Origin of the sequence: uncultured Brevundimonas sp., from assembly GCF_937863155.1 — a bacterium.
Lineage (GTDB): Bacteria > Pseudomonadota > Alphaproteobacteria > Caulobacterales > Caulobacteraceae > Brevundimonas.
This window is the reverse complement of sequence record NZ_CALMFB010000070.1, coordinates 176605-195366: the sequence shown is the minus strand read 5'-3', so window position 1 is coordinate 195366 and position 18762 is coordinate 176605. Positions and strand designations below refer to the sequence as shown.

The following is an 18762-nucleotide window of genomic DNA, read 5'->3' as shown; positions in this document are numbered from 1 at the left end:
ACCGGGCGCGCGAAACAGGAGGCCCCCATGACCGACGCCTATGACACCCTGCTGATCGAACGGCACGCCGACGGCTATGCGGTGGTGACGCTGAACCGGCCCGAGGCGCTGAACGCCCTGAACTCGGCCCTGTTCGCCGATCTGGCGGCCTTTCTGGATGCGGTGGAGCAGGACGACAGCGTCCGCTGCCTGATCCTGACCGGCTCGGGCGACAAGGCGTTCGCGGCCGGCGCCGACATCAAGGAGATGGCCGACCAGACCTACGCCCAGATGTATTCTGGCAATTTCTTCGCCCTGGGCCACGACCGGATCACGCGGTTCAGGAAGCCGATCATCGCCGCGGTCAACGGCTTCGCCCTGGGCGGCGGGTGCGAACTGGCCATGCTGTGCGACTTCATCATCGCCTCGGACAAGGCCAAGTTCGGCCAGCCGGAGATCAACCTGGGCGTGGCGCCGGGCATCGGCGGGTCGCAGCGGCTGACCCGCCTGGTCGGCAAGTCCAAGGCCATGGACATGGTTCTGACCGCTCGGATGATGGACGCGGCCGAGGCGGAACGGGCGGGGCTGGCCAGCCGCGTCTTCCCGCACGACACCCTGATGGACGAGGCGCGCAAGATCGCCGCCCGCATCGCGGCGCAAAGCCCGCTGGCGATCATGGCCAACAAGGAGATGATCAACGCCGCCCTGGAGACCACCCTGACGCAAGGGGTCCAGTTCGAGCGCCGTCTGTTCCACAGCCTGTTCGCCTTCGAGGACCAGAAGGAAGGCATGGCGGCCTTCGTCGAGAAGCGGAAGCCGGCGTTCAAAGGCAGGTAGGCGGTAGGCAGTAGGTCTTAGGCAGTAGGGACGATGCGGCCCCGCCTGCGAACACCCGCCACGGTCAGAGCCGCAACCTCCTACTGCCTACTGCCTTCTGCCTAAGACCTACGACCTTCTTCCGACCCTTGATCCCCGCGCCCCATTCCGCTATAGCCGCGCGCTCTTGAGATTTCTGCGCCGTGGACGTGTGGTCTACGGCGTTTTCCGTTCGAAGGTTTGACTGATGGCCAACAACCCCGGCGCCCGCAAAGCGATCCGCAAGATCGAAGCCCGCACCGAAGTGAACAAGGCGCGCCGTACGCGCGTCCGCACCTTCCTGCGTAAGTTCCAGGAAGCCGTTTCGGGCGGCGACCAGGCGGCCGCCAAGACCGCCTTCGTCGAGGCCCAGTCGGAACTGATGCGCGCCGTCTCCAAGGGCGTGGTTCACAAGAACACCGGCTCGCGCAAGGTGTCGCGTCTGGCGGCTCAGCTGAAGAAAATGGCCGCCGCCTGATCCGGCCGCCTGCGGACGGGCCTTCACCGGCCGGTCACATGAAAGTCGAATGATTTCAACGGCGAGGGCGCATCGGCTCCCTCGCCGTTCGCACATCCGCGTCTAAGCGCTCGACCTGAAAATCGTACTCGCCAATGTGGCGAAAGAGACATTTTCCCAAGCCGTCGGGGGCTTTACCGGAGTCAACAAATTTAACTTCGAATCAGGTCGAGAATCTGCGTTGACCGCTCTCCCGCCGGGCGTAAGTTGAGCCTCTAACGCCCTTCCATCCTCCTACGGATGAAGACGGCGCGGAACGATGTTTCGCGTCGCGGGGGATTGTCTGTTCGAGAGTACGGCCCCGCCGGCGAAACCCGTTTCGCCGGACAGGAGAAGTCGTCCCCGGCGGATCGGTCCTCGAAGGCGCGTCGGTTCGGTTGGATGACTTTCTGCGCTGGAGGGCGGGTGACCATGACGGGGGCTACGGCGATGTCTGGAATGACGGATCCCGACCGCATCTGGAGCGAGGCCGCCACGCGCCTGCGCGCCGAGATCGGCGAAGGGCCCTTCAGCTCCTATATCGCCCCGTCCGCCGTGCGCGTGGACGGCGCCGGCCAGCTGGTGCTGGTCACGCCCACCGCCTATGCCCGCGACTGGGTGCGCAAGAACGCCCTGCGCCGCATGAACGAGCTGTGGCTGGGCCTGGACGGCCTGAACCGCCGGCTGGACGTGCGCTGCCGGGCCGAGGTGGGGTCGGCCCCGCCGGCCGCCGCCATGGCCGCCGCCGCGCCCGCGGGCCTTCAGCCGATGGCCCTGTCTGGCCCGATCTCGGCCCCGGTCACCGACGGCGCCCGCGCCGTGCGCGCGGCGGGCCTGCAGGACCGGCTGACCTTCGACAGCTTCGTTCAGGGCGACAGCAACGCCTTCGCCCTGGCCATCGCGCGCCAGACGGCCAGCTGGGCCGACGGCCATTTCAACCCGATCTTCTTCTGCGGCCCCTATGGCTACGGCAAGACCCACCTGCTGAACGCCATCGCCTGGGAGGCCCAGCGCCTGCGCCCCGACGCCAAGGTGGTCTATCTGACGGCCGAGCGTTTCCTGTCGACCTTCGTCAAGGCGATGCAGGACCGGGCCACCGCCGCCTTCAAGGAAAGCCTGCGCGGCGCCGACATGCTGCTGCTGGACGATGTGCAGTTCGTGGGCGGCAAGGCCAGCACTCAGGAAGAACTGCTGTCCACCCTGACGGCCCTGATCGAGGACGGCAAACGCATCGTCCTGTCGGGCGACCGCCCGCCCACGGCCATGAGCGAGATCGAGCCGCGCCTGCGCAGCCACCTGGCCGCCGGCCTGACCTGCCCGATCGAGCCGGGCGGCCGCGACCTGAAGATCGCCGTGGCCCGCAACCGCCTGTCGGCCCTGGCCGGCCTGGGCGTGGTGACCGGCGAGGCCCAGCCCGAGGTTCTGGATCGTCTGGTGGACCGCACCCCCGGCTCGATGCGCGAGCTGGAAGGCGCGGTGAACACCCTGGCCGCCGCCGTCGGGCGCCGCCTGTCGGACGTGACGGTCGAGGAAGCCCAGGCCCTGCTGGGCGCCGCCCTGCGCGGCGGGCCGGAGCGCCGCATCACGGTCGACGAGATTCAGAAGACGGTGGCCGAGCATTTCGCCCTGAAGCAGGCCGATCTGCTGAGCGAACGGCGCACCCGCTCGGTCGCCCGCCCGCGCCAGATCGCCATGTATCTGTGCAAACAGCACACGACCCGCTCCTATCCCGACATCGGCCGCCGTTTCGGCGGGCGCGACCACACCACGGTCCTGCACGGCGTGCGCAAGATCGAGGAGCTGATGGCCGCCGACGAACAGATCGCGCGCGACGTCGAGGCGCTGACGCGCAAGCTGCGGGGCTGATGGCGTCGTGAGCCGCCATGATCGGACCGAGATCCGGCTGGCGGCGCTGGAGGCGGAATATCGGAGCCTTCTGATACCGGCCCTGCGCGCCTGCGCCGCCGGGCGTTGGGGCCTGCTGAACGACGTTGATCCCGCCGATCCGGTCATGGCGCGCCTGCGGCCGCCGGAAGCCGAAGCCTTGGAGGCCCTGGGCGACCGGATCGCGAGCCTCCGTTTGACCCTGGGCGTGGCCGAAGCCTTCCCGCTGCATCAGCGTCTGATGCATGAACGCGGGCTGCGCGGAGACAATATTCCGGGCGAACCCAGGCGGGCGCGTCTGTGGCTAACCGAATTGGGCGAGACCTGACCCGTTGCCCCCTGCGCCCAATCCGCTAGTGTCCTAGGCCCTTAATATACGGCGACGGTTTTGAGTCGTCGGCACGGGCGAAGACGACACATGCAGCTGACCATCGAACGATCCGCGCTCCTGAAGGCCCTGGGCCATGTGCAGAGCGTGGTCGAACGCCGCAACACCATTCCGATCCTGTCCAATGTGCTGCTCAGCGCCGGACGCGACCGCCTGTCGTTCGCCGCGACCGACCTGGACATGGAGATGGTCGACGAGGCCGAGGCCCAGGTGAATGTCGAGGGCCAGATCACGGCCCCGGCCCACACCCTGTATGAAATCGTGCGCAAACTGCCCGACGGGGCTGAGGTGTCGCTGACCTATTCGGGCGACGATCCGCGGCTGGTGGTGTCGGCGGGGCGGTCGAAATTCAACCTGCCGGTCCTGCCGGCCGGCGACTTCCCGGTCATGTCGGCCGACGCCTCGGGCGTGCGTTTCAGCCTGGCCAAGGACGATCTGGCCCGCCTGATCGACAAGACCCGCTTCGCCGTCTCGACCGAGGAGACGCGCTACTATCTGAACGGCCTTTATCTGCACACGGTGGCCGAAGGCGGCGTGCCGCTGCTACGCGCCGTGGCCACCGACGGCCACCGTCTGGCCCTGGCCGAAACCCCGGCGCCCGAAGGCGCGGCCGGCGGTCCCGGCGTCATCGTGCCGCGCAAGACGGTGGATCAGGTCCGCCGCCTGCTGGACGACGGTTCGGGCCCGGTCGAGGTCCAGGTCTCGGCCCAGAAGATCCGTTTCGAGTTCGGCGAGGCGTCCCTGACGTCCAAGGTGATCGACGGCGCCTTCCCCGACTATCTGCGCGTCATTCCCAAGGGCAATGACAAACAGGCCGACATCGACAACGCCGTCTTCGCCTCGGCCGTCGATCGCGTGGCCACCATCTCGGCCGAGAAGAGCCGGTCGGTGAAACTGGCCTTCGACAACGACCGGGTGAAGCTGACCGTACGCAACATGGAGGCCGGTCAGGCCGAGGAAGAGGTCGAGATCGGCTATTCCGAGGAGCCGTTCGAGATCGGCTTCAACGCCCGCTATCTGCTGGACGTGGCCGGCCAGATCACCGGCGAGACGGCCATGTTCAAATTCGCCGACCCGGCCTCGCCGACCCTGGTGCTGGATCCGGGCGATCCGGGCGTCCAGTATGTGCTGATGCCGCTGAGGGTGTGATCGGGTCTTGCCCGCAAATCCTGAACGTCTGGTCCTGGTCGCATCGCGGCTGAAGCTGCTGCTGGTTCTGGCGGTTCTGTTGGCCGCCTTGGCTGTCGGCTTGTGGGTCATCGGCATGACCGATGACGGCTGGACGGCGGCCTGGAGCTGGATCGGCGTTCTGGCGCTGGGGCTGGGCGCCATAGCCGCCCTGATCCAGACGTTTCGTCCGTCGCGCCTCGTTCTGACGCCCGAAGGGTTCGCCATCGAGGGCATGATCCCTGTCGGCCTTGTGGCTTGGAGCGACGTAGAGGCCTTTGTCGTGTTCTCCAGCCCGCCCGACGCGGATGGACATGGCGAGGTTCCGCCGCAACCCGCATGGCGATTGAAGCCGGACTCTGAACACAGGGATGGAATGACCTCACGCCTGGTCCGCCTCGTGGGCGATATCGACGGCAGTCTGCCGACCTATCTGGGCCGGTCGCCTGAGGAGATGGTGGCTTTGATGGAAGACTGGCGCCGCCGCTATAGCTGAGATCGCAGCGACGCCCTCTTATCAAGCGATAGGGTCGCCAGTATGCGTGGAGGCATGATTGCGGCGTTGACCCTCACCGACTTCCGCTCCTACGCCGGGGCGTCGCTGGCGCTGACGGGTCAGCCGCTGGTGCTGTTCGGGGCCAATGGGGCGGGCAAGACCAATGTGTTGGAGGGCTTAAGCCTGTTCACGCCCGGCAAGGGCTTGCGCGGGGCGACGGCGGCCGAGATCGGGCGGCGGGAGCCGGGCGAGGCGGTCGGGCGGGCCTGGGCCGTGGCCCTGACGCTGGAGACGGGGGACGGCGAGGCGAGGCTGGGCACGGGCGTGCAGGCGGCGGGCGCGGCGCGGCGGGTGGTGCGGATCGACGGCGAGACGGCCCAGCCGGGGAGGCTCTTGGACTTCCTGCGGCCCGTCTGGGCGACGCCGGAGCAGGACCGGCTGTTTTCCGACGCGCGGGCCGCGCGGCTGAAATTCTTCGACCGGCTGGTGTTCGCGGCGGACCCCGATCATGCGGCGACGGTGGCCGCCTATGAGAAGGCGCTGCGCGAACGTCTGCGGCTGCTGACCGAAGGGGCCGAAGGCCGGGCCGCGGACCCGTTGTGGCTGGATGCGCTGGAGCAACGTCTGGCCGAGGCGGGCGCGCGGGCAGCGACCGCGCGGGCCGGGGCGCTGACGGCCCTGCAGGCGGCCATCGACGCGCGGGCGGACCGGCCGTTTCCCCAGGCCGATCTGGGCCTGTACGGCGAGGCCGAGCGGATGGCGGGCGAGGGCGCTGACGAAGCGGACCTGATCGCGGTGATCGGCGAGGGCCTGGCGCGCAGCCGGGGCCGCGACGCGGCGGCCGGGCGGTCGCTGTATGGGCCGCACCGCAGCGACCTGACCGCCCTGCACCGCGAGAAGAACCGCCCCGCCGCCGAGGGGTCGTCAGGCGAGCAGAAGGCCCTGGCCCTGAACCTGATCCTGGCCCAGGCGACGCGGTTGAAGGATCAGGCGGCGGCCCCCGTCCTGCTGCTGGACGAGGCGCCGGCGCATCTGGACGCCGGCCGGCGCGCGGCCCTGTTCGACGAGATCGCGGCCCTGGGTTTGCCCGCCGTCCTGACCGGTACCGAACGGCCCCTGTTCGAGGCGCTGGAAGGCCGGGCCCAGTTCGTTCAGGTGGCGGGCGGGGCGTTCCAGGCCGGGTGATCCTTGCCATTTCTTGCCATGGCGCGCATCCTGGCCGCATGGCCACGATGAACATCTCCCTGCCCGACGAGCTGAAGGAATTCATTGACCAGCAGGTCGCGGAACACAGCTTCATGACCAGCAGCGAATACATCCGCTCGCTGGTGCGCAAGGCGCATGCGGTCGCCAAGCTGCGGGCGCTGGTTCAGGAAGGACTGGAGTCCGGCCCGACCATCCCGATGGATGAGGCCTGGTTCGAGGGCAAGCGGGCGCGCATCAGGCAGGCGATCAAGAAGGCCGGATGAGCGGCAAATCCTTTTCATCCGGCCCAGGGCCGATGCGGAATTCGACGAGGCGTTGGACCGATATCTGCTGGAGGCCGGCCCAGGGATCGCCCAGCGATTTCTCGACGCGGTCGAGGACGCCCATGCCCTGATCGCGGATGCGCCAAGCATAGGCGCGCCTGACCTTGGCCGACAGATGGCGATGGACGGCTTGCGCGTCTGGAAGGTCGCGGGTTTTCCGTATCAGGTCCTCTATCTGGACGGCGACGCCGGGGTCGAAATCGTGCGCTTCCTGCACGGACATCGGGACGTGCCGAACGCCTTGATGGACGACGTGGACTAGCCCCCCCTTTCGGCTCGCAATTTCGGCCCGGATTTCCTATATTTCGAGGCGTTCGGCGCCGGGGTTTCCGGTGTCGATTCGTGCGGCCTGATCGCCGCCCCTGGCCGTCCCGACGCGGGACCTTTGACCGACGATTTCATGACCGACGAAACCGCCGCCTCGCCCGAATACGGCGCCGATTCCATCAAGGTTCTCAAAGGGCTGGATGCCGTTCGCAAACGGCCGGGCATGTATATCGGCGACACCGACGACGGTTCGGGCCTGCACCACATGGTCTATGAGGTGGTGGACAACGCCATCGACGAGGCTCTGGCCGGGCACGCCGATCTGGTCGAGGTGATCCTGAACGCCGACGGTTCGGTCACCGTCACCGACAACGGGCGCGGCATTCCCACCGCCATCCACGCCGAAGAAGGCGTTTCGGCTGCCGAGGTCATCATGACCCAGCTGCACGCCGGCGGTAAGTTCGACCAGAACAGCTACAAGGTGTCCGGCGGCCTGCACGGCGTGGGCGTTTCGGTGGTCAACGCCCTGTCGGACTGGCTGACGCTGAAGATCTTCCGCGACGGCCAGGTGCACGAGATGCGCTTTGAGCGCGGCGACACGGCCAAATCTCTGGAGGTCACCGGCACGGCGCCGATCCGCGAGACGGGCGACAAGGCGGGCCAGCCGCTGACCGGCACCCAGGTCACCTTCTTCCCGTCGCTGACGACCTTCAGCCACATCGATTTCGACCTGAAGACGCTGGAGCACCGCCTGCGGGAGCTGGCCTTCCTGAACTCGGGCGTGCGCATTCGCCTGGCCGACCATCGCGGGGCCGAACCGTTCGAGGAGATTTTGCACTATGAGGGCGGGGTCGAGGCCTTCGTGCGCCACCTGGACAAGTCCAAGTCGCCGATCCTGAAGGACGTCATCGTCATTCGCGGCCTGAAGGACGGGATCGAACTGGATCTGGCCCTGTGGTGGAACGACGGCTACCACGAGACCATGCTGTGCTTCACCAACAACATCCCGCAACGGGATGGGGGCACGCACCTGTCAGCCTTCCGGGCGGCCCTGACGCGGGTCATGGGCGGCTATATCGACCAGGCCGGCGCCGCCAAGAAGGAGAAGGTCAGCGTCACCGGCGAAGACGCGCGCGAGGGCCTGACCTGCGTGCTGTCGGTCAAGGTGCCCGATCCGAAATTTTCGAGCCAGACCAAGGACAAGCTGGTCTCGTCCGAAGTGCGCCCGGCGGTCGAGGGCCTGTGCCAGGAAGGCCTGGCCCAATGGTTCGAGGAGCATCCGGTCGAGGCCAAGATGATCGTCTCCAAGATCGTCGAGGCCGCCGCCGCGCGCGAGGCGGCGCGCAAGGCCCGCGAACTGACCCGGCGCAAGTCGGCGCTGGAGATCAGCAGCCTGCCGGGCAAGCTGGCCGATTGTCAGGAACGCGATCCGGCCAAGTCCGAACTGTTCATCGTCGAGGGCGACAGCGCCGGCGGCAGCGCCAAACAGGCGCGCAACCGCGAGAACCAGGCGGTCCTGCCCCTGCGCGGCAAGATCCTGAACGTCGAGCGGGCGCGGTTCGACCGCATGCTGTCGTCGGACCTGATCGGCACCCTGATCCTGGCCCTGGGCACGGGCATCGGGCGCGACGACTTCAACGCCGACAAGCTGCGCTATCACAAGATCATTCTGATGGCCGACGCCGACGTGGACGGCGCCCACATCCGCACGCTGCTGCTGACCTTCTTCTATCGCCAGATGCCGGAACTGATCGAGCGCGGGCATGTCTTCATCGCCCAGCCGCCGCTCTACAAGGTGATGAAGGGCAAGCAGCACCGCTATCTGAAGGATCAGGCGGACATGGACGCCTATCTGATCGAAGAGGGTGTGTCCGAGGCCGAGCTGGACCTGCCCTCGGGCGAACGTCGCACCGGCATGGATCTGCAGGCCCTGGTGCGCGAGGCCAAGGCCTTCCGCGCCGGTGTTGATCGCCTCAGCCAGCGGGCCCCGGCCTTCGCCATCGAACAGGCGGCCCTGGCCGGACTGTTCGCCGAAGAGGGCGGCGATGCGGCCCGCGCGGCGGCCCGCCTGAACCTGTATGCCGAAGAGGGCGACGGCCCCTGGGCGGGCGAGACGGCGGCCCAGGGCGCGATCGCCTTCGCCCGGTCGCGCCGGGCGGTGACCGAGCGCATCGTGCTGGAAGAGACGCTGATCCGTTCGCTGGACGCGCGGCGCCTGGCCGAACGGGCGGTGGGCTTCGACGGGGTGTTCGACGCCCCGGCCGTGTTCCGCCGCAAGGACAAGTCGGTGACCATTCGTGGTCCGATCGACCTGCTGAACGCCGTGCTGGACGCCGGCAAGAAGGGCCTGACCATCCAGCGCTACAAGGGCCTGGGCGAGATGAACCCCGAACAGCTGTGGGAGACGACGCTGGACGCCAACGCCCGCACCCTGTTGCAGGTCAAGGTGGACCACGCCGACGACGCCGACGATCTGTTCGCCAAGCTGATGGGCGATGTGGTCGAACCGCGCCGCGAGTTCATCCAGGAGAACGCCCTGGACGCGGCCGTGGACGCCTAAAGGCGTCCTGCGGGGTTAGCGCAGGCTGGCCAGATAGGCCGCCATCGACGGCCAGGTCGGCGGATCGGCGCGGTTGCCGTCGCAGGCGACTTCCTTGATCGATTCGATCAGGCTGTTGCGCGGCACGGCCTCGTACTCGGCGCCGTCTTCGTCATAGGCGTCCATCTCGGCGCCATTGTCGTATTCGGCGGTGCGGACCAGGCGGAACCGCTGGTCGGCGCAGTTGAAGGCATAGGTCTGGACCCGATAGGCGCGGCTGGACCCGGCGACGGGCGCGCGGGCGACCTTGATGGTGGTGTCGTTTCCGGTCTGGACGACCGAATCCCCGTCGGCCAGATAGATGTACTGGCTGCTGCGCGAGATCGGGTTCCAGTCCTCGGCGGCGGCGGTTCCAGCGGTGGCGATCGCGGCGGCCGCGATGGCGATGCGGATCATGGTTTTCATCAAACTACCCCGAGCGGCCATGAAGATTTCGAGTTTGTCACACGATCACAGCGTGGATTTCAACCATTCGCCGCCACTTGGCCCCGATCCTGCGACAGTATGAACGGATGCTGCGCGCTCTGATCCTGATCCTGTCGGTCGCCGTCCTAGCCCTTGGGGCGCCTGCGGGCGCCGCCACGTCCTTTCGGTCCGACCGTATCCTGGTGGAAAGCCGGGGCCAGGGGCCCGACGTCATCCTGATTCCGGGTCTGGCCTCGACCTCCGATCTGTGGCGGCGCACGGCGGATCGGCTGGACGACCGCTATCGCGTGCATCTGGTCACGGTGCGCGGTTTCGGCGCCATCCCGGCCGGCGCCAACGCCCAGGGCGCGATCAGCGCCCCGGCGGCAGCCGAAATCCGCCGCTACATCACCCAGAACCGGCTGGAGCGGCCCGCCCTGATCGGACATTCGCTGGGGGGGCAGATCGCGCTGCGCGTGGCGGCGGATGGCCGTGGCGGCATCGGCCGGGTCATGGTGGTGGACGCTTCGCCCTTCTTTCCGTCGCTGGTCCGTTCCGACGTCCGGTCCCAGGACATCGAGCCCTTGGCGCGCATCGCCTATTCGACCCTGCTGCTTCTGGGCGACGAGGTTCTGGCCGACCAGGCGCGCAGCCTGGGGGCGGAACTGGGCGGGGCCTCTGACGTCGTCTTCGGCGCCCTAGGCTGGCAGGGCGGCGACCGCCGGGTTCTGGCCCAGGGGCTGTATGAGGTGATGACCGCCGACCTGCGCCGTCGTCTGGCCGACATCACCGCGCCGGTGACCGTCGTCTATGGCTGGAGCGCCAATGAAATGAACCCCCGCGCCCAGGTCGACGCCCTGTTCCGCGCCGGTTACCGCAACCTGCGCGCGCCGGCCCGGTTCGAGCGGATCGAAGGCGCCGAACACATGGTCATGGTCGATCAGCCCGTCCGCTTCCAGGCGGCGCTGGAGCGGTTTCTGACGCCCCAAGGCTAAAGCGCGGCCAGCACATCCAGCACCGCCTTGCCATAGCGCTCCAGTTTGCCGGCGCCGACGCCGGGGATGCGGGCCAGGGCCGACAGGTCGCGCGGCGGGGCGGCGGCGATCTCGACCAGGGTGCGGTCCTGGAAGATGACATAGGGCGGCACATGCTGTTCGGCCGCCCGTTCACGGCGCCAGGCCCGCAGCGCCTCGAACCGGGCGCGGGTGTCGGCGTCCAGCGCCTCGGCCGCCAGGTTCCGCCCGGCGTTGCGGCGCGGCCGGTCGGCGCGGTCCGGGCGGGCGCGGGGCCGCCGCACCTGAATGGCGCGCTGGCCGCGATAGACGGCGCGGACGTCATCGGCCTCGCCCAGCCGCAGGATGGGCTTGCCTTCATTGGGGTCTTCCAGCAGCAGCCCCTCGAACATCAGATGATCGATCACCGCGCGCCAGGCGGCCAGGTCCAGATCGGCGCCGATGGCCCAGGTCGACAGGGCCGTCTCCCACGGCTGGACGTCCTTGGTGCGGCCGGTCAGGTGGTCGATCACCCGGCCCCGGCCATAGCGTTCACCCAGCCGTTGCACCGCCGCCAGGGCCTTCTGGGCGGGCACGGTGGCGTCGTCCAAGGCCGGCGGCTCGCCGCAGATATCGCAGACGCCGCACGGTTCGGCGTCGGTCTCGCCGAAATAGCGCCTGACCGCCTGGGGCCGACAGGTCGCGCCGTCCAGCATGGCGAACAGCTGGCGCACCTTGCGCACCTGGGCGGCCTTGACCGCCTCGTCCATGGCCCGGCCCTCCAGCCGGCGCAGGCTCCAGGCGATGTCGGACGGGCCGTACAGGGTGATGCCCTCGGCCGGGTCGCCGTCACGCCCGGCGCGGCCGATCTCCTGCCAATAGGCTTCCAGCGATCCGGGCGGATCGGCGTGGATAACGAAGCGGACGTCCGGCTTGTCCACCCCCATGCCGAAGGCGATGGTGGCCACCATGACCGCCGCATCCTCGGCCAGGAACCGCTCCAGCCGCCGGTCGCGCTCGGTCCCGTCCAGGCCGGCGTGATAGGCGATGGCGTTGACCCCGGCGTCCCTCAACGCCTGGGCCACCCGCTCGCAGCCGTCGCGGCTGCCGCAATAGACCACCCCCGCCTTGCCCCGGCGTTCGCGCACCAGATCGACCACGGCGGCGTCTGCGCGGGCGCGCGATGCGCTTTCCTTCGGGACCGCCGACAGTTGCAGGTTCGGGCGGGCGAAGCTGTCGACGAAGACCCGCGCCTCGGTCAGGCGCAGCGAGGCCAGGATGTCGTCGCGCGTCCTCTGATCCGCCGTGGCCGTCACCGCCATGCGCGGTACGCCTGGGAACAGTTCGGCCAGACGCCCCAGGGTGCGATAGTCGGGGCGGAAATCATGACCCCACTGAGACACGCAGTGGGCCTCGTCGATGGCGATCAGCGACAGAGGCAGGTCGCGCAGCCGGTCCTGGGTATGCGGCTGGGCCAGGCCCTCGGGCGAGACATACAGCAGGTCCAGTTCGCCAGCCCTTGCGGCGCGCCAGACGGCGGCGCGGTCGTCCATCGACAGGCCGGAATCCAGCCGTGCGGCGCGCACCCCCTGCTGTTTCAGCGCCTCGACCTGATCGGTCATCAGCGCGATCAGCGGCGACACCACCAGACCCAGGCCGGATCGCAGGATGGCGGGAATCTGATAGCAGACGCTCTTGCCCCCGCCGGTCGGCAGTACGGCCAGGACATCGCGCCCGGCCAGGGCCTGGGCCACCACCTGGGCCTGCAGTCCGCGAAAGTCGCCGTGGCCCCACACGCGGCGAAGCAGATCGCGCGCCGCGCCCAGATCGTCGGCGGCGGGCAGGGTGGACGAGTCGGCGGGCATGGGGGGCTAAGTGCCTGATTTGTTCCGGGGTGTCACGCCAGCGATCCCTCCCCCGCCCGCGGGAAAAGGATGGATACGAAAAACGCCCCGCCGGGGACCGACGGGGCGCTTGTTCTTTGGGCCTTCGCCTGGATCAGGCGTTGGCGGCCGCAGGCGTCTGGGCGGCGCGGGTGAAGGCCAGGGCGATCAGACGATCCCAGCCCAGCAGCGACACCAGATGGGCGTAGATCTGGCCCAGGGCGCCGTTGTCGCGCAGTTCGGCCAGCTTCTCGGCCGGCATGGCCTTCAGCTTGTCTTCCGAAATGGCGAAATACTCGGCCAGCTTCTGAGGCTCGCCCGCCGTGCCATCGGCGTTGCGCGGGGTGAAGTTGGCTTCGCGCACCTCGAACAGGTCCAGATCGGTCAGCAGCTTGACGAAGCTGTCGGTGCGCTGACGCTCCTGTTCGAAATTGTTGCAGAACTCCATCGCCTGCTTCGTGTAGTCGCTGGGCTGGCCATCGACGAACAGCGGGGTGTCGCCGCCTTCGGTCAGGAAGGACGCGGTGCGGTCGATGCACAGGATCAGGCGCTTCTGCACGTCGTCATTGGCGAAGACGAACGGATAGCGACGGACATAGGCGGGGATGTAGGCGTCGGCGCGGAACTGGCCGTTGTCCTCGATGTAGAAGTTTTCGCCGGCGCGCAGGCCCATGACCGCGACGGGCTGCTTCTGGGTCTCGCCGATGAAGATCACCGGATACGACAGGGCCGCCGGCGCGAACTCGGTCACCGTCAGCGGCACCAGGTTCGACGTGCCGACAAAGCCATAGGGCTTGTCGACGGCCGTGACGCCCAGCTTGCCGTGCTGCTCCAGGTTCAGCGGCTCGGGCTGGTTGTAGAAGAGGACGTTGCCGGACATCTGGCCGGGCGCTTGGGTCGTGTCGGTCATGAAGAGACGGGGCTCGGAAAACGGGAAAGTCGGGCCTTCTATCCCATGGCCGCCTTCGCCGCAAACCCGCCGATGCGCGCGGGCGGTTGCAGCGCGGGGAATGGGGCACTAGCTGTGGCTCATGGGCGCCTCCTGCGATCACGATCACGCCGCCTCGGGTCTGAACGAAGCCGACACGCTTCAGGCCCTGGATGCGGCCGAAACGGCCTGTGCGGCCGATGGCGAACGCATGACCGCGCCGCGCCGGCGGGTGCTGGACCTGCTGTTGCGGGCGGGCGAGCCGATGAAAGCCTATGATCTGATCGCCCAGTTCGGCCAGGACGGCCAGGCGGCCAAGCCGCCCACCGTCTATCGCGCGCTGGAGTTTCTGGAACGGCGCGGCCTGGCGCACCGGATCGCCTCCATCAGCGCCTATGTGGCGTGCAGCCACGGCGCCGACGACCATGCGGCGGCCTTTCTGATCTGCGACTGCTGCGGCGCAGCGCAGGAGATCGCCGCCCCCTTGAGCGACGGCCTGCGCCATGCGGCGGAAGGCGCCGGCTATGTCATCGACCGCACCACGATCGAGGCGCACGGGCGGTGTCCCGACTGCCGCGTTCCGGCCTGAGCCCAGCCTTGACCGACCCGCGCCGCCTGACCGTCGACCTGCCCGCGCGCGGCGGCGCCATGGCCGTGCTGGAATGGGGTGACCCCGGCCGGCCGGTCGACCTGGTCTTCGCCCACGCCAACGGGTTCAACGCCCTGACCTGTCGCGCGCTTCTGGCGCCCCTGGGCGACCGGTTCCGGGTCTGGGCCCCCGACCTGCGCGGTCATGGGGCGACCCGCCTGCCGACGCCGATCACGGGCCGGCGCGGCTGGTCCGACCACGCCGGCGACCTGGCGGCCCTGCTGGACCGGATCGACGGCCCGCCGGCGGTCCTGGCCGGCCATTCCATGGGCGGGACCTCGGGCCTGCTGGCCGCCGCCGACCGGCCGGATCGGGTGCGCGGCCTGGTCCTGGCCGACCCGGTGATCTGGAGCCGGCCGGCCGTCCTGGCCTTCAACGCGCCGCTGCTGCGCGGCCTGCCCGAACGCATTCCCCTGGTCGCCGCCGCCCGCCGCCGCCGGGCGCGGTTCGACAGCCGCGACCAGGCCATGTCCGCCTATCGCGGCCGCGGCGCCTTCAAAGGCTGGCCGGACGACGTCCTGGCCGACTATCTGACCGACGGCCTGGTCCCGGCGCCCGAGGGCGGCCTGGTCCTGACCTGCGACGCCGACTGGGAGGCGTCCAACTATGCGGCCCAGGGGCACGATCCCTGGCGGGCCATGGCGCGGATCACCGCCCCGATCCACATCCTGAAGGCCGAGACCGGATCGACCTGCCGCGTCACCCCGTCCTCCCGCCGCCCCCAGGTGCGGGTCCAGACGGTTCCGGGCGGAACCCATTTCCTGCCCATGCTCCATCCGGAGTTGGTGCGAGACGCCCTGGCCTCCATGCTGGAGGCGACCGGCCCCGCCTGACCCGCGTCATGGCGCCGCTTTGCCCCCGGCGCCGCTTGGGCTAGGCAAGGGGCCGACAAGACCACAGACGGGGTAGGAAAGATGCGCGTACTGGTTCTGGGCGGGGACGGCTTCTGCGGCTGGCCCACGGCGCTGCACCTGTCGGCGCGCGGCTGGGACGTGACCATCGTCGACAACCTGAGCCGCCGGAATATCGACAACGAACTGGAGGTCCAGTCCCTGACCCCCATCCGCACCATGGGCGAGCGGATCGCCGCGTGGAAAGAGGTCAGCGGCAAGACCATCGACTTCGTCAATATGACGGTCGGCAAGGAGTTTGATCGCCTGGTCGCCCTGATCCGCGACTGGGCGCCGGACAGCGTGGTCCATTTCGCCGAACAGCGGGCGGCCCCCTATTCGATGAAGTCGGCGCGGCACAAGCTCTACACCGTCGACAACAATCTGAACGCCACCAACCACCTGTTGGCCGCCATCGTCGAGAGCGGGCGCGACGTGCATCTGGCGCATCTGGGGACCATGGGCGTCTATGGCTACACCACCGCCGGGCTGCGCATCCCCGAGGGGTATCTGAAGGTCACGGTGGACACCGACTTCGGCCCGGCCGAACAGGAGATCCTGTTCCCGCCGAACCCGGGCAGCATCTATCACATGACCAAAACCCAGGACGCCCTGCTGTTCCAGTTCTACGCCAAGAACGACGGCCTCAGGATCACCGACCTGCATCAGGGCATCGTCTGGGGCGCCGAGACCGAAGAGACGCGCAAGGACGACCGGCTGGTCAACCGCTTCGACTATGACGGCGATTACGGCACGGTGCTGAACCGCTTCCTGATCCAGGCGGCGGTTGGATACCCTCTGACGGTGCACGGCTCGGGCGGCCAGACGCGGGCCTTCATCCATATTCAGGACACGGTGCGCTGTGTGGAACTGGCGCTGAAGAACCCGCCCAAGTCGGGCGACCGGGTCAAGATCCTGAACCAGATGACCGAGAGCCGCCGCGTCCGCGACTTGGCCCTGATGGTCGCCGACATGACCGGCGCCCAGGTCGAATATGTCGCCAATCCGCGCCAGGAGGCGGACGAGAACGAACTGGTCGTGGCCAATGACCAGTTCAAGCAGCTGGGGCTGAAACCCATCACCCTGGCCGAGGGGCTGATGCAGGACGTGACCGAGATCGCCCGCCGCTATGCGGACCGGGCCGACCGGACCAAGATCCCGTGCGTCTCGGCCTGGAACGGCCGCCGGGCCGAGGCCCTGGCCGAACCGGCGGCGCCCGCCCCCGCCGCCGCCCGCACGGCGTGAACGCTTCTATGCTGATCTTCGGCGGCGGCTGGCTGGGCCGCGCCATCGGGGCCGAGGCCGTAAGGCGCGGGGGTGTGGTCGCGGCCACGTCGCGCGACGCCGACACGCGCCAAGCCTTGAAGGCGCAGGGACTGACGGCCATCGATCCGGCCGATGCGGCGGCGCAGGACGCCGCCCTGGCCACGGCCGACGCCGTGGTCATCACCGCGCCTCCGACGGCCGAGGGTTGCCCCGGCCATGCCGCCCTGGCGCCCCTGCTGACGGCAGAAAGACGGCGCCCCGGCTGGATCGGCTATGTCTCGTCCACCGCCGTCTATGGCGACCGGGCGGGCGGCTGGGCGTTCGAGGACGACGCCCTGAACGCCGCCACGCTTCAGGGCGCGCGCCGGGTGCGAGCCGAGCAGGACTGGCTGGAGACCGGCCGGACGCTGGGCCTGGCGGTGCATCTGTTCCGACTGCCGGCCCTGTACGGCCCCGGCCGCTCGGGCCTGGATCGCCTCAGGAACGGCGAAGCGCGGATGGTGCGAAAGCCGGGTCAGGTGTTCAACCGCATCCACGCCGACGATGTGGTGTCCGGCCTGTTCGCCTCGATGGACCGGCCCAACCCCGGCCGCGCCTATAATCTGGTCGACGACGAGCCGGCCCCGGCCCATGTGGTCACGGCCTGGAGCGCGCGGCGCCTGGGCCTGCCCCTGCCGCCCGAAGTCGACTGGACCGACCCGTCGGTGTCGGAGGGGATGCGGCGCTTCTATCTGGACTCCAAGCGCGTCTCGAACGCCCGCGCCAAGGCCGAACTGGGCTGGCGGCCGAAATATCCGTCGTACCGCGAGGGGATCGAGGCCCTGATCGCGCAGCAGACCTGAGATCCGTCTGCCGGGGTGGTTAGCAGACATCCATTGTGGGACAGTCGTTCCTGGAAGGAGACGATGTCATGCGTTGGCCGAGCGTCTATTTTTGGGGCTGGTTCATGCTGCCGGGACGCTTCCTCATCCTGTTTGGCGCGCTGGCGATCGCCGCCGCGACAGCGAACGTTCTTCCGTGGCAGCACACGTTTGAATGGACGCTTGTTCCGACTTTATTGGGATTTGCGGTACTTGGCTGGGCGCTGACAGCCTGTCCCCGCTGCGGTCGAAATGTCTATCAACGATCTTTCTGGTTCTTAAACGACCTGTGGCCTGTCTCAAGGTGCAGCAAATGCGGTTTGAATCTTAAGCGATTCAGCCCCTTTGACAGGCGGGCGAAGATCGCTTCCTGAACGTCGGGTTTGGGTCGTCAGCAGACTCGGCCGCACCGTCCGAAATCGGCCGGTCCTAGAGCGGCAGCACGTTCCGTTGGCGGCTGTAGGCCATGGTGCCGACATTGGCGCCCAGGCGCAGGCCGACCCCGGTGCGCACCGGCGCCAGGATGATGCCGTCCGCGCGCTGATAGTTCACGCCCAGGCCGCCGACCAGATAGGCCGACCCCTCCACCCCAGGATAGCGGCGGTAGATCATGTCGGGGTGGTACAGGCCATACACCAGGGTGAAGACCCGGCTGGCGTTGCCGCCCACGTCCCAGCCGATCGAAATGCCCTGCCAGAATACTTCCTGGCTGGCGCTGAGATCCTTCATATGCAGGGCGCCGCGGCCGTAGCGCAGGCCCACGCCCGCCGCGCCGGCGGCCTCTTCGCCCGCGATATAGGCGGTCGGGCGGTCGCCCTGGTCGGCGAAGATGCGCTCGATGGCGCCGCCCATGGCCTCGGCGGCGATGCCCAGTTCGCGCGATCCGGCCGCGACCAGTTCGTCGGCCGAATAGGTCGGGGCGGTGCGGTCCGAACGGATCGGATAATTGGGGTCGGCGGCGCGTCCCCCGCATGCCGCCAGGGCCGGCAGTCCGGCGGCGGCGAGGCCCGTGGCGATCAGTTGGCGGCGATGCATGGCGTCGGCTCCCGGCGGCGAATCGGTTCGATTGCGAACCTCCGCTGCGTTTGCGTCAGCCTTGCGGCGGCAAGGTTAACGGGAGATTGCCGTGGTCAGTGGTCAGTGGTCAGTGGTCAGTGGTCAGTGGTCAGTGGTCAGTGGTCAGTGGGGCCGATTGGCGACCTGGTTGGTCTGGCGCGGGCTGCTGGAAG

At 68.6% G+C, this 18762-nt stretch carries 20 protein-coding genes; 16 read left to right on the top strand and 4 right to left on the bottom strand.

The genetic code is table 11. The features are described from left to right. Positions 1–27: 27 nt before the first annotated feature. The 10 genes from Q0581_RS12910 to gyrB all read left to right on the top strand — a co-directional run bounded on the left by Q0581_RS12910 (position 28) and on the right by gyrB (position 9621). On the top strand, positions 28–816 hold the full coding sequence (locus Q0581_RS12910) for an enoyl-CoA hydratase-related protein (RefSeq protein WP_298700861.1): 789 nt from the start codon (positions 28–30) through the stop codon (positions 814–816). Between the two features lie 226 nt (positions 817–1042). Beyond that, positions 1043–1312 carry a 30S ribosomal protein S20 gene (gene rpsT, locus Q0581_RS12905; protein WP_298700860.1) on the top strand — a complete coding sequence of 90 codons (270 nt, stop codon included), beginning with the start codon at positions 1043–1045 and terminating at the stop codon, positions 1310–1312. Positions 1313–1789: 477 nt separating this feature from the next. Then, complete coding sequence (gene dnaA / locus Q0581_RS12900; protein WP_298700859.1) at positions 1790–3196, top strand: chromosomal replication initiator protein DnaA; 1407 nt, start codon at positions 1790–1792, stop codon at positions 3194–3196. A gap of 7 nt (positions 3197–3203) precedes the next feature. Further along, positions 3204–3542 carry a hypothetical protein gene (locus tag Q0581_RS12895; RefSeq protein WP_298700858.1) on the top strand — a complete coding sequence of 113 codons (339 nt, stop codon included), beginning with the start codon at positions 3204–3206 and terminating at the stop codon, positions 3540–3542. Between the two features lie 90 nt (positions 3543–3632). Next, positions 3633–4751, top strand: a complete 1119-nt coding sequence (gene dnaN / locus Q0581_RS12890; RefSeq protein WP_298700857.1) for a DNA polymerase III subunit beta — start codon at positions 3633–3635, stop codon at positions 4749–4751. Between the two features lie 7 nt (positions 4752–4758). After that, positions 4759–5265, top strand: a complete 507-nt coding sequence (locus tag Q0581_RS12885; RefSeq protein WP_298700856.1) for a hypothetical protein — start codon at positions 4759–4761, stop codon at positions 5263–5265. A gap of 54 nt (positions 5266–5319) precedes the next feature. Next, a complete protein-coding gene (recF, locus tag Q0581_RS12880) occupies positions 5320–6450 on the top strand; it encodes a DNA replication/repair protein RecF (RefSeq protein ID WP_298700910.1) in 1131 nt (376 codons plus the stop codon). Further along, the gene (locus Q0581_RS12875) at positions 6447–6734 is read left to right on the top strand and encodes a type II toxin-antitoxin system ParD family antitoxin (RefSeq protein WP_298700855.1); all 288 of its coding nucleotides are present in this window, start codon (positions 6447–6449) and stop codon (positions 6732–6734) included. The genes recF and Q0581_RS12875 overlap by 4 nt, the downstream gene beginning before the upstream one ends. Continuing rightward, complete coding sequence (locus Q0581_RS12870; RefSeq protein ID WP_298700854.1) at positions 6673–7056, top strand: type II toxin-antitoxin system RelE/ParE family toxin; 384 nt, start codon at positions 6673–6675, stop codon at positions 7054–7056. Before Q0581_RS12875 ends, Q0581_RS12870 begins: the two co-directional genes overlap by 62 nt. Positions 7057–7194: 138 nt before the next feature. Further along, positions 7195–9621 (top strand): DNA topoisomerase (ATP-hydrolyzing) subunit B, encoded by a 2427-nt coding sequence (gene gyrB, locus Q0581_RS12865; RefSeq protein WP_298700853.1) that lies wholly within the window; start codon positions 7195–7197, stop codon positions 9619–9621. A 15-nt stretch (positions 9622–9636) separates the two neighbouring features. Here gyrB and Q0581_RS12860 read toward each other — a convergent pair whose 3' ends face one another. Continuing rightward, positions 9637–10056, bottom strand: a complete 420-nt coding sequence (locus Q0581_RS12860; protein ID WP_298700852.1) for a surface-adhesin E family protein — start codon at positions 10054–10056, stop codon at positions 9637–9639. 116 nt (positions 10057–10172) lie between these two features. Here Q0581_RS12860 and Q0581_RS12855 point away from each other — a divergent pair, with 116 nt between their 5' ends. Further along, entirely contained in the window at positions 10173–11060 is an 888-nt protein-coding gene (locus Q0581_RS12855; RefSeq protein ID WP_298700851.1) for an alpha/beta hydrolase, read from the top strand. Here Q0581_RS12855 and recQ read toward each other — a convergent pair. Both recQ and Q0581_RS12845 read right to left on the bottom strand, forming a co-directional pair. Then, positions 11057–12922 carry a DNA helicase RecQ gene (gene recQ, locus Q0581_RS12850; RefSeq protein ID WP_298700850.1) on the bottom strand — a complete coding sequence of 622 codons (1866 nt, stop codon included), beginning with the start codon at positions 12920–12922 and terminating at the stop codon, positions 11057–11059. The two genes, Q0581_RS12855 and recQ, sit on opposite strands and share 4 nt — an antisense overlap. Positions 12923–13055: 133 nt before the next feature. Next, a complete protein-coding gene (locus Q0581_RS12845; RefSeq protein WP_298700849.1) occupies positions 13056–13850 on the bottom strand; it encodes a SapC family protein in 795 nt (264 codons plus the stop codon). Between the two features lie 121 nt (positions 13851–13971). Here Q0581_RS12845 and Q0581_RS12840 point away from each other — a divergent pair, with 121 nt between their 5' ends. From Q0581_RS12840 to Q0581_RS12820, 5 genes are all read left to right on the top strand, one after another. Beyond that, complete coding sequence (locus Q0581_RS12840) at positions 13972–14457, top strand: Fur family transcriptional regulator (protein ID WP_298700848.1); 486 nt, start codon at positions 13972–13974, stop codon at positions 14455–14457. Continuing rightward, complete coding sequence (locus tag Q0581_RS12835) at positions 14454–15350, top strand: alpha/beta hydrolase (protein ID WP_298700909.1); 897 nt, start codon at positions 14454–14456, stop codon at positions 15348–15350. The genes Q0581_RS12840 and Q0581_RS12835 overlap by 4 nt, the downstream gene beginning before the upstream one ends. 81 nt (positions 15351–15431) lie before the next feature. Further along, a complete protein-coding gene (locus Q0581_RS12830; RefSeq protein WP_298700847.1) occupies positions 15432–16652 on the top strand; it encodes an NAD-dependent epimerase/dehydratase family protein in 1221 nt (406 codons plus the stop codon). A gap of 8 nt (positions 16653–16660) precedes the next feature. Then, the gene (locus tag Q0581_RS12825; protein ID WP_298700846.1) at positions 16661–17515 is read left to right on the top strand and encodes an NAD-dependent epimerase/dehydratase family protein; all 855 of its coding nucleotides are present in this window, start codon (positions 16661–16663) and stop codon (positions 17513–17515) included. Between the two features lie 68 nt (positions 17516–17583). Further along, a complete protein-coding gene (locus tag Q0581_RS12820; protein WP_298700845.1) occupies positions 17584–17907 on the top strand; it encodes a hypothetical protein in 324 nt (107 codons plus the stop codon). A 55-nt stretch (positions 17908–17962) separates the two neighbouring features. Here the strand turns inward: Q0581_RS12820 and Q0581_RS12815 are convergent, their stop codons facing one another. Then, the gene (locus Q0581_RS12815; protein ID WP_298700844.1) at positions 17963–18568 is read right to left on the bottom strand and encodes an EipA family protein; all 606 of its coding nucleotides are present in this window, start codon (positions 18566–18568) and stop codon (positions 17963–17965) included. Positions 18569–18762: the final 194 nt, after the last annotated feature.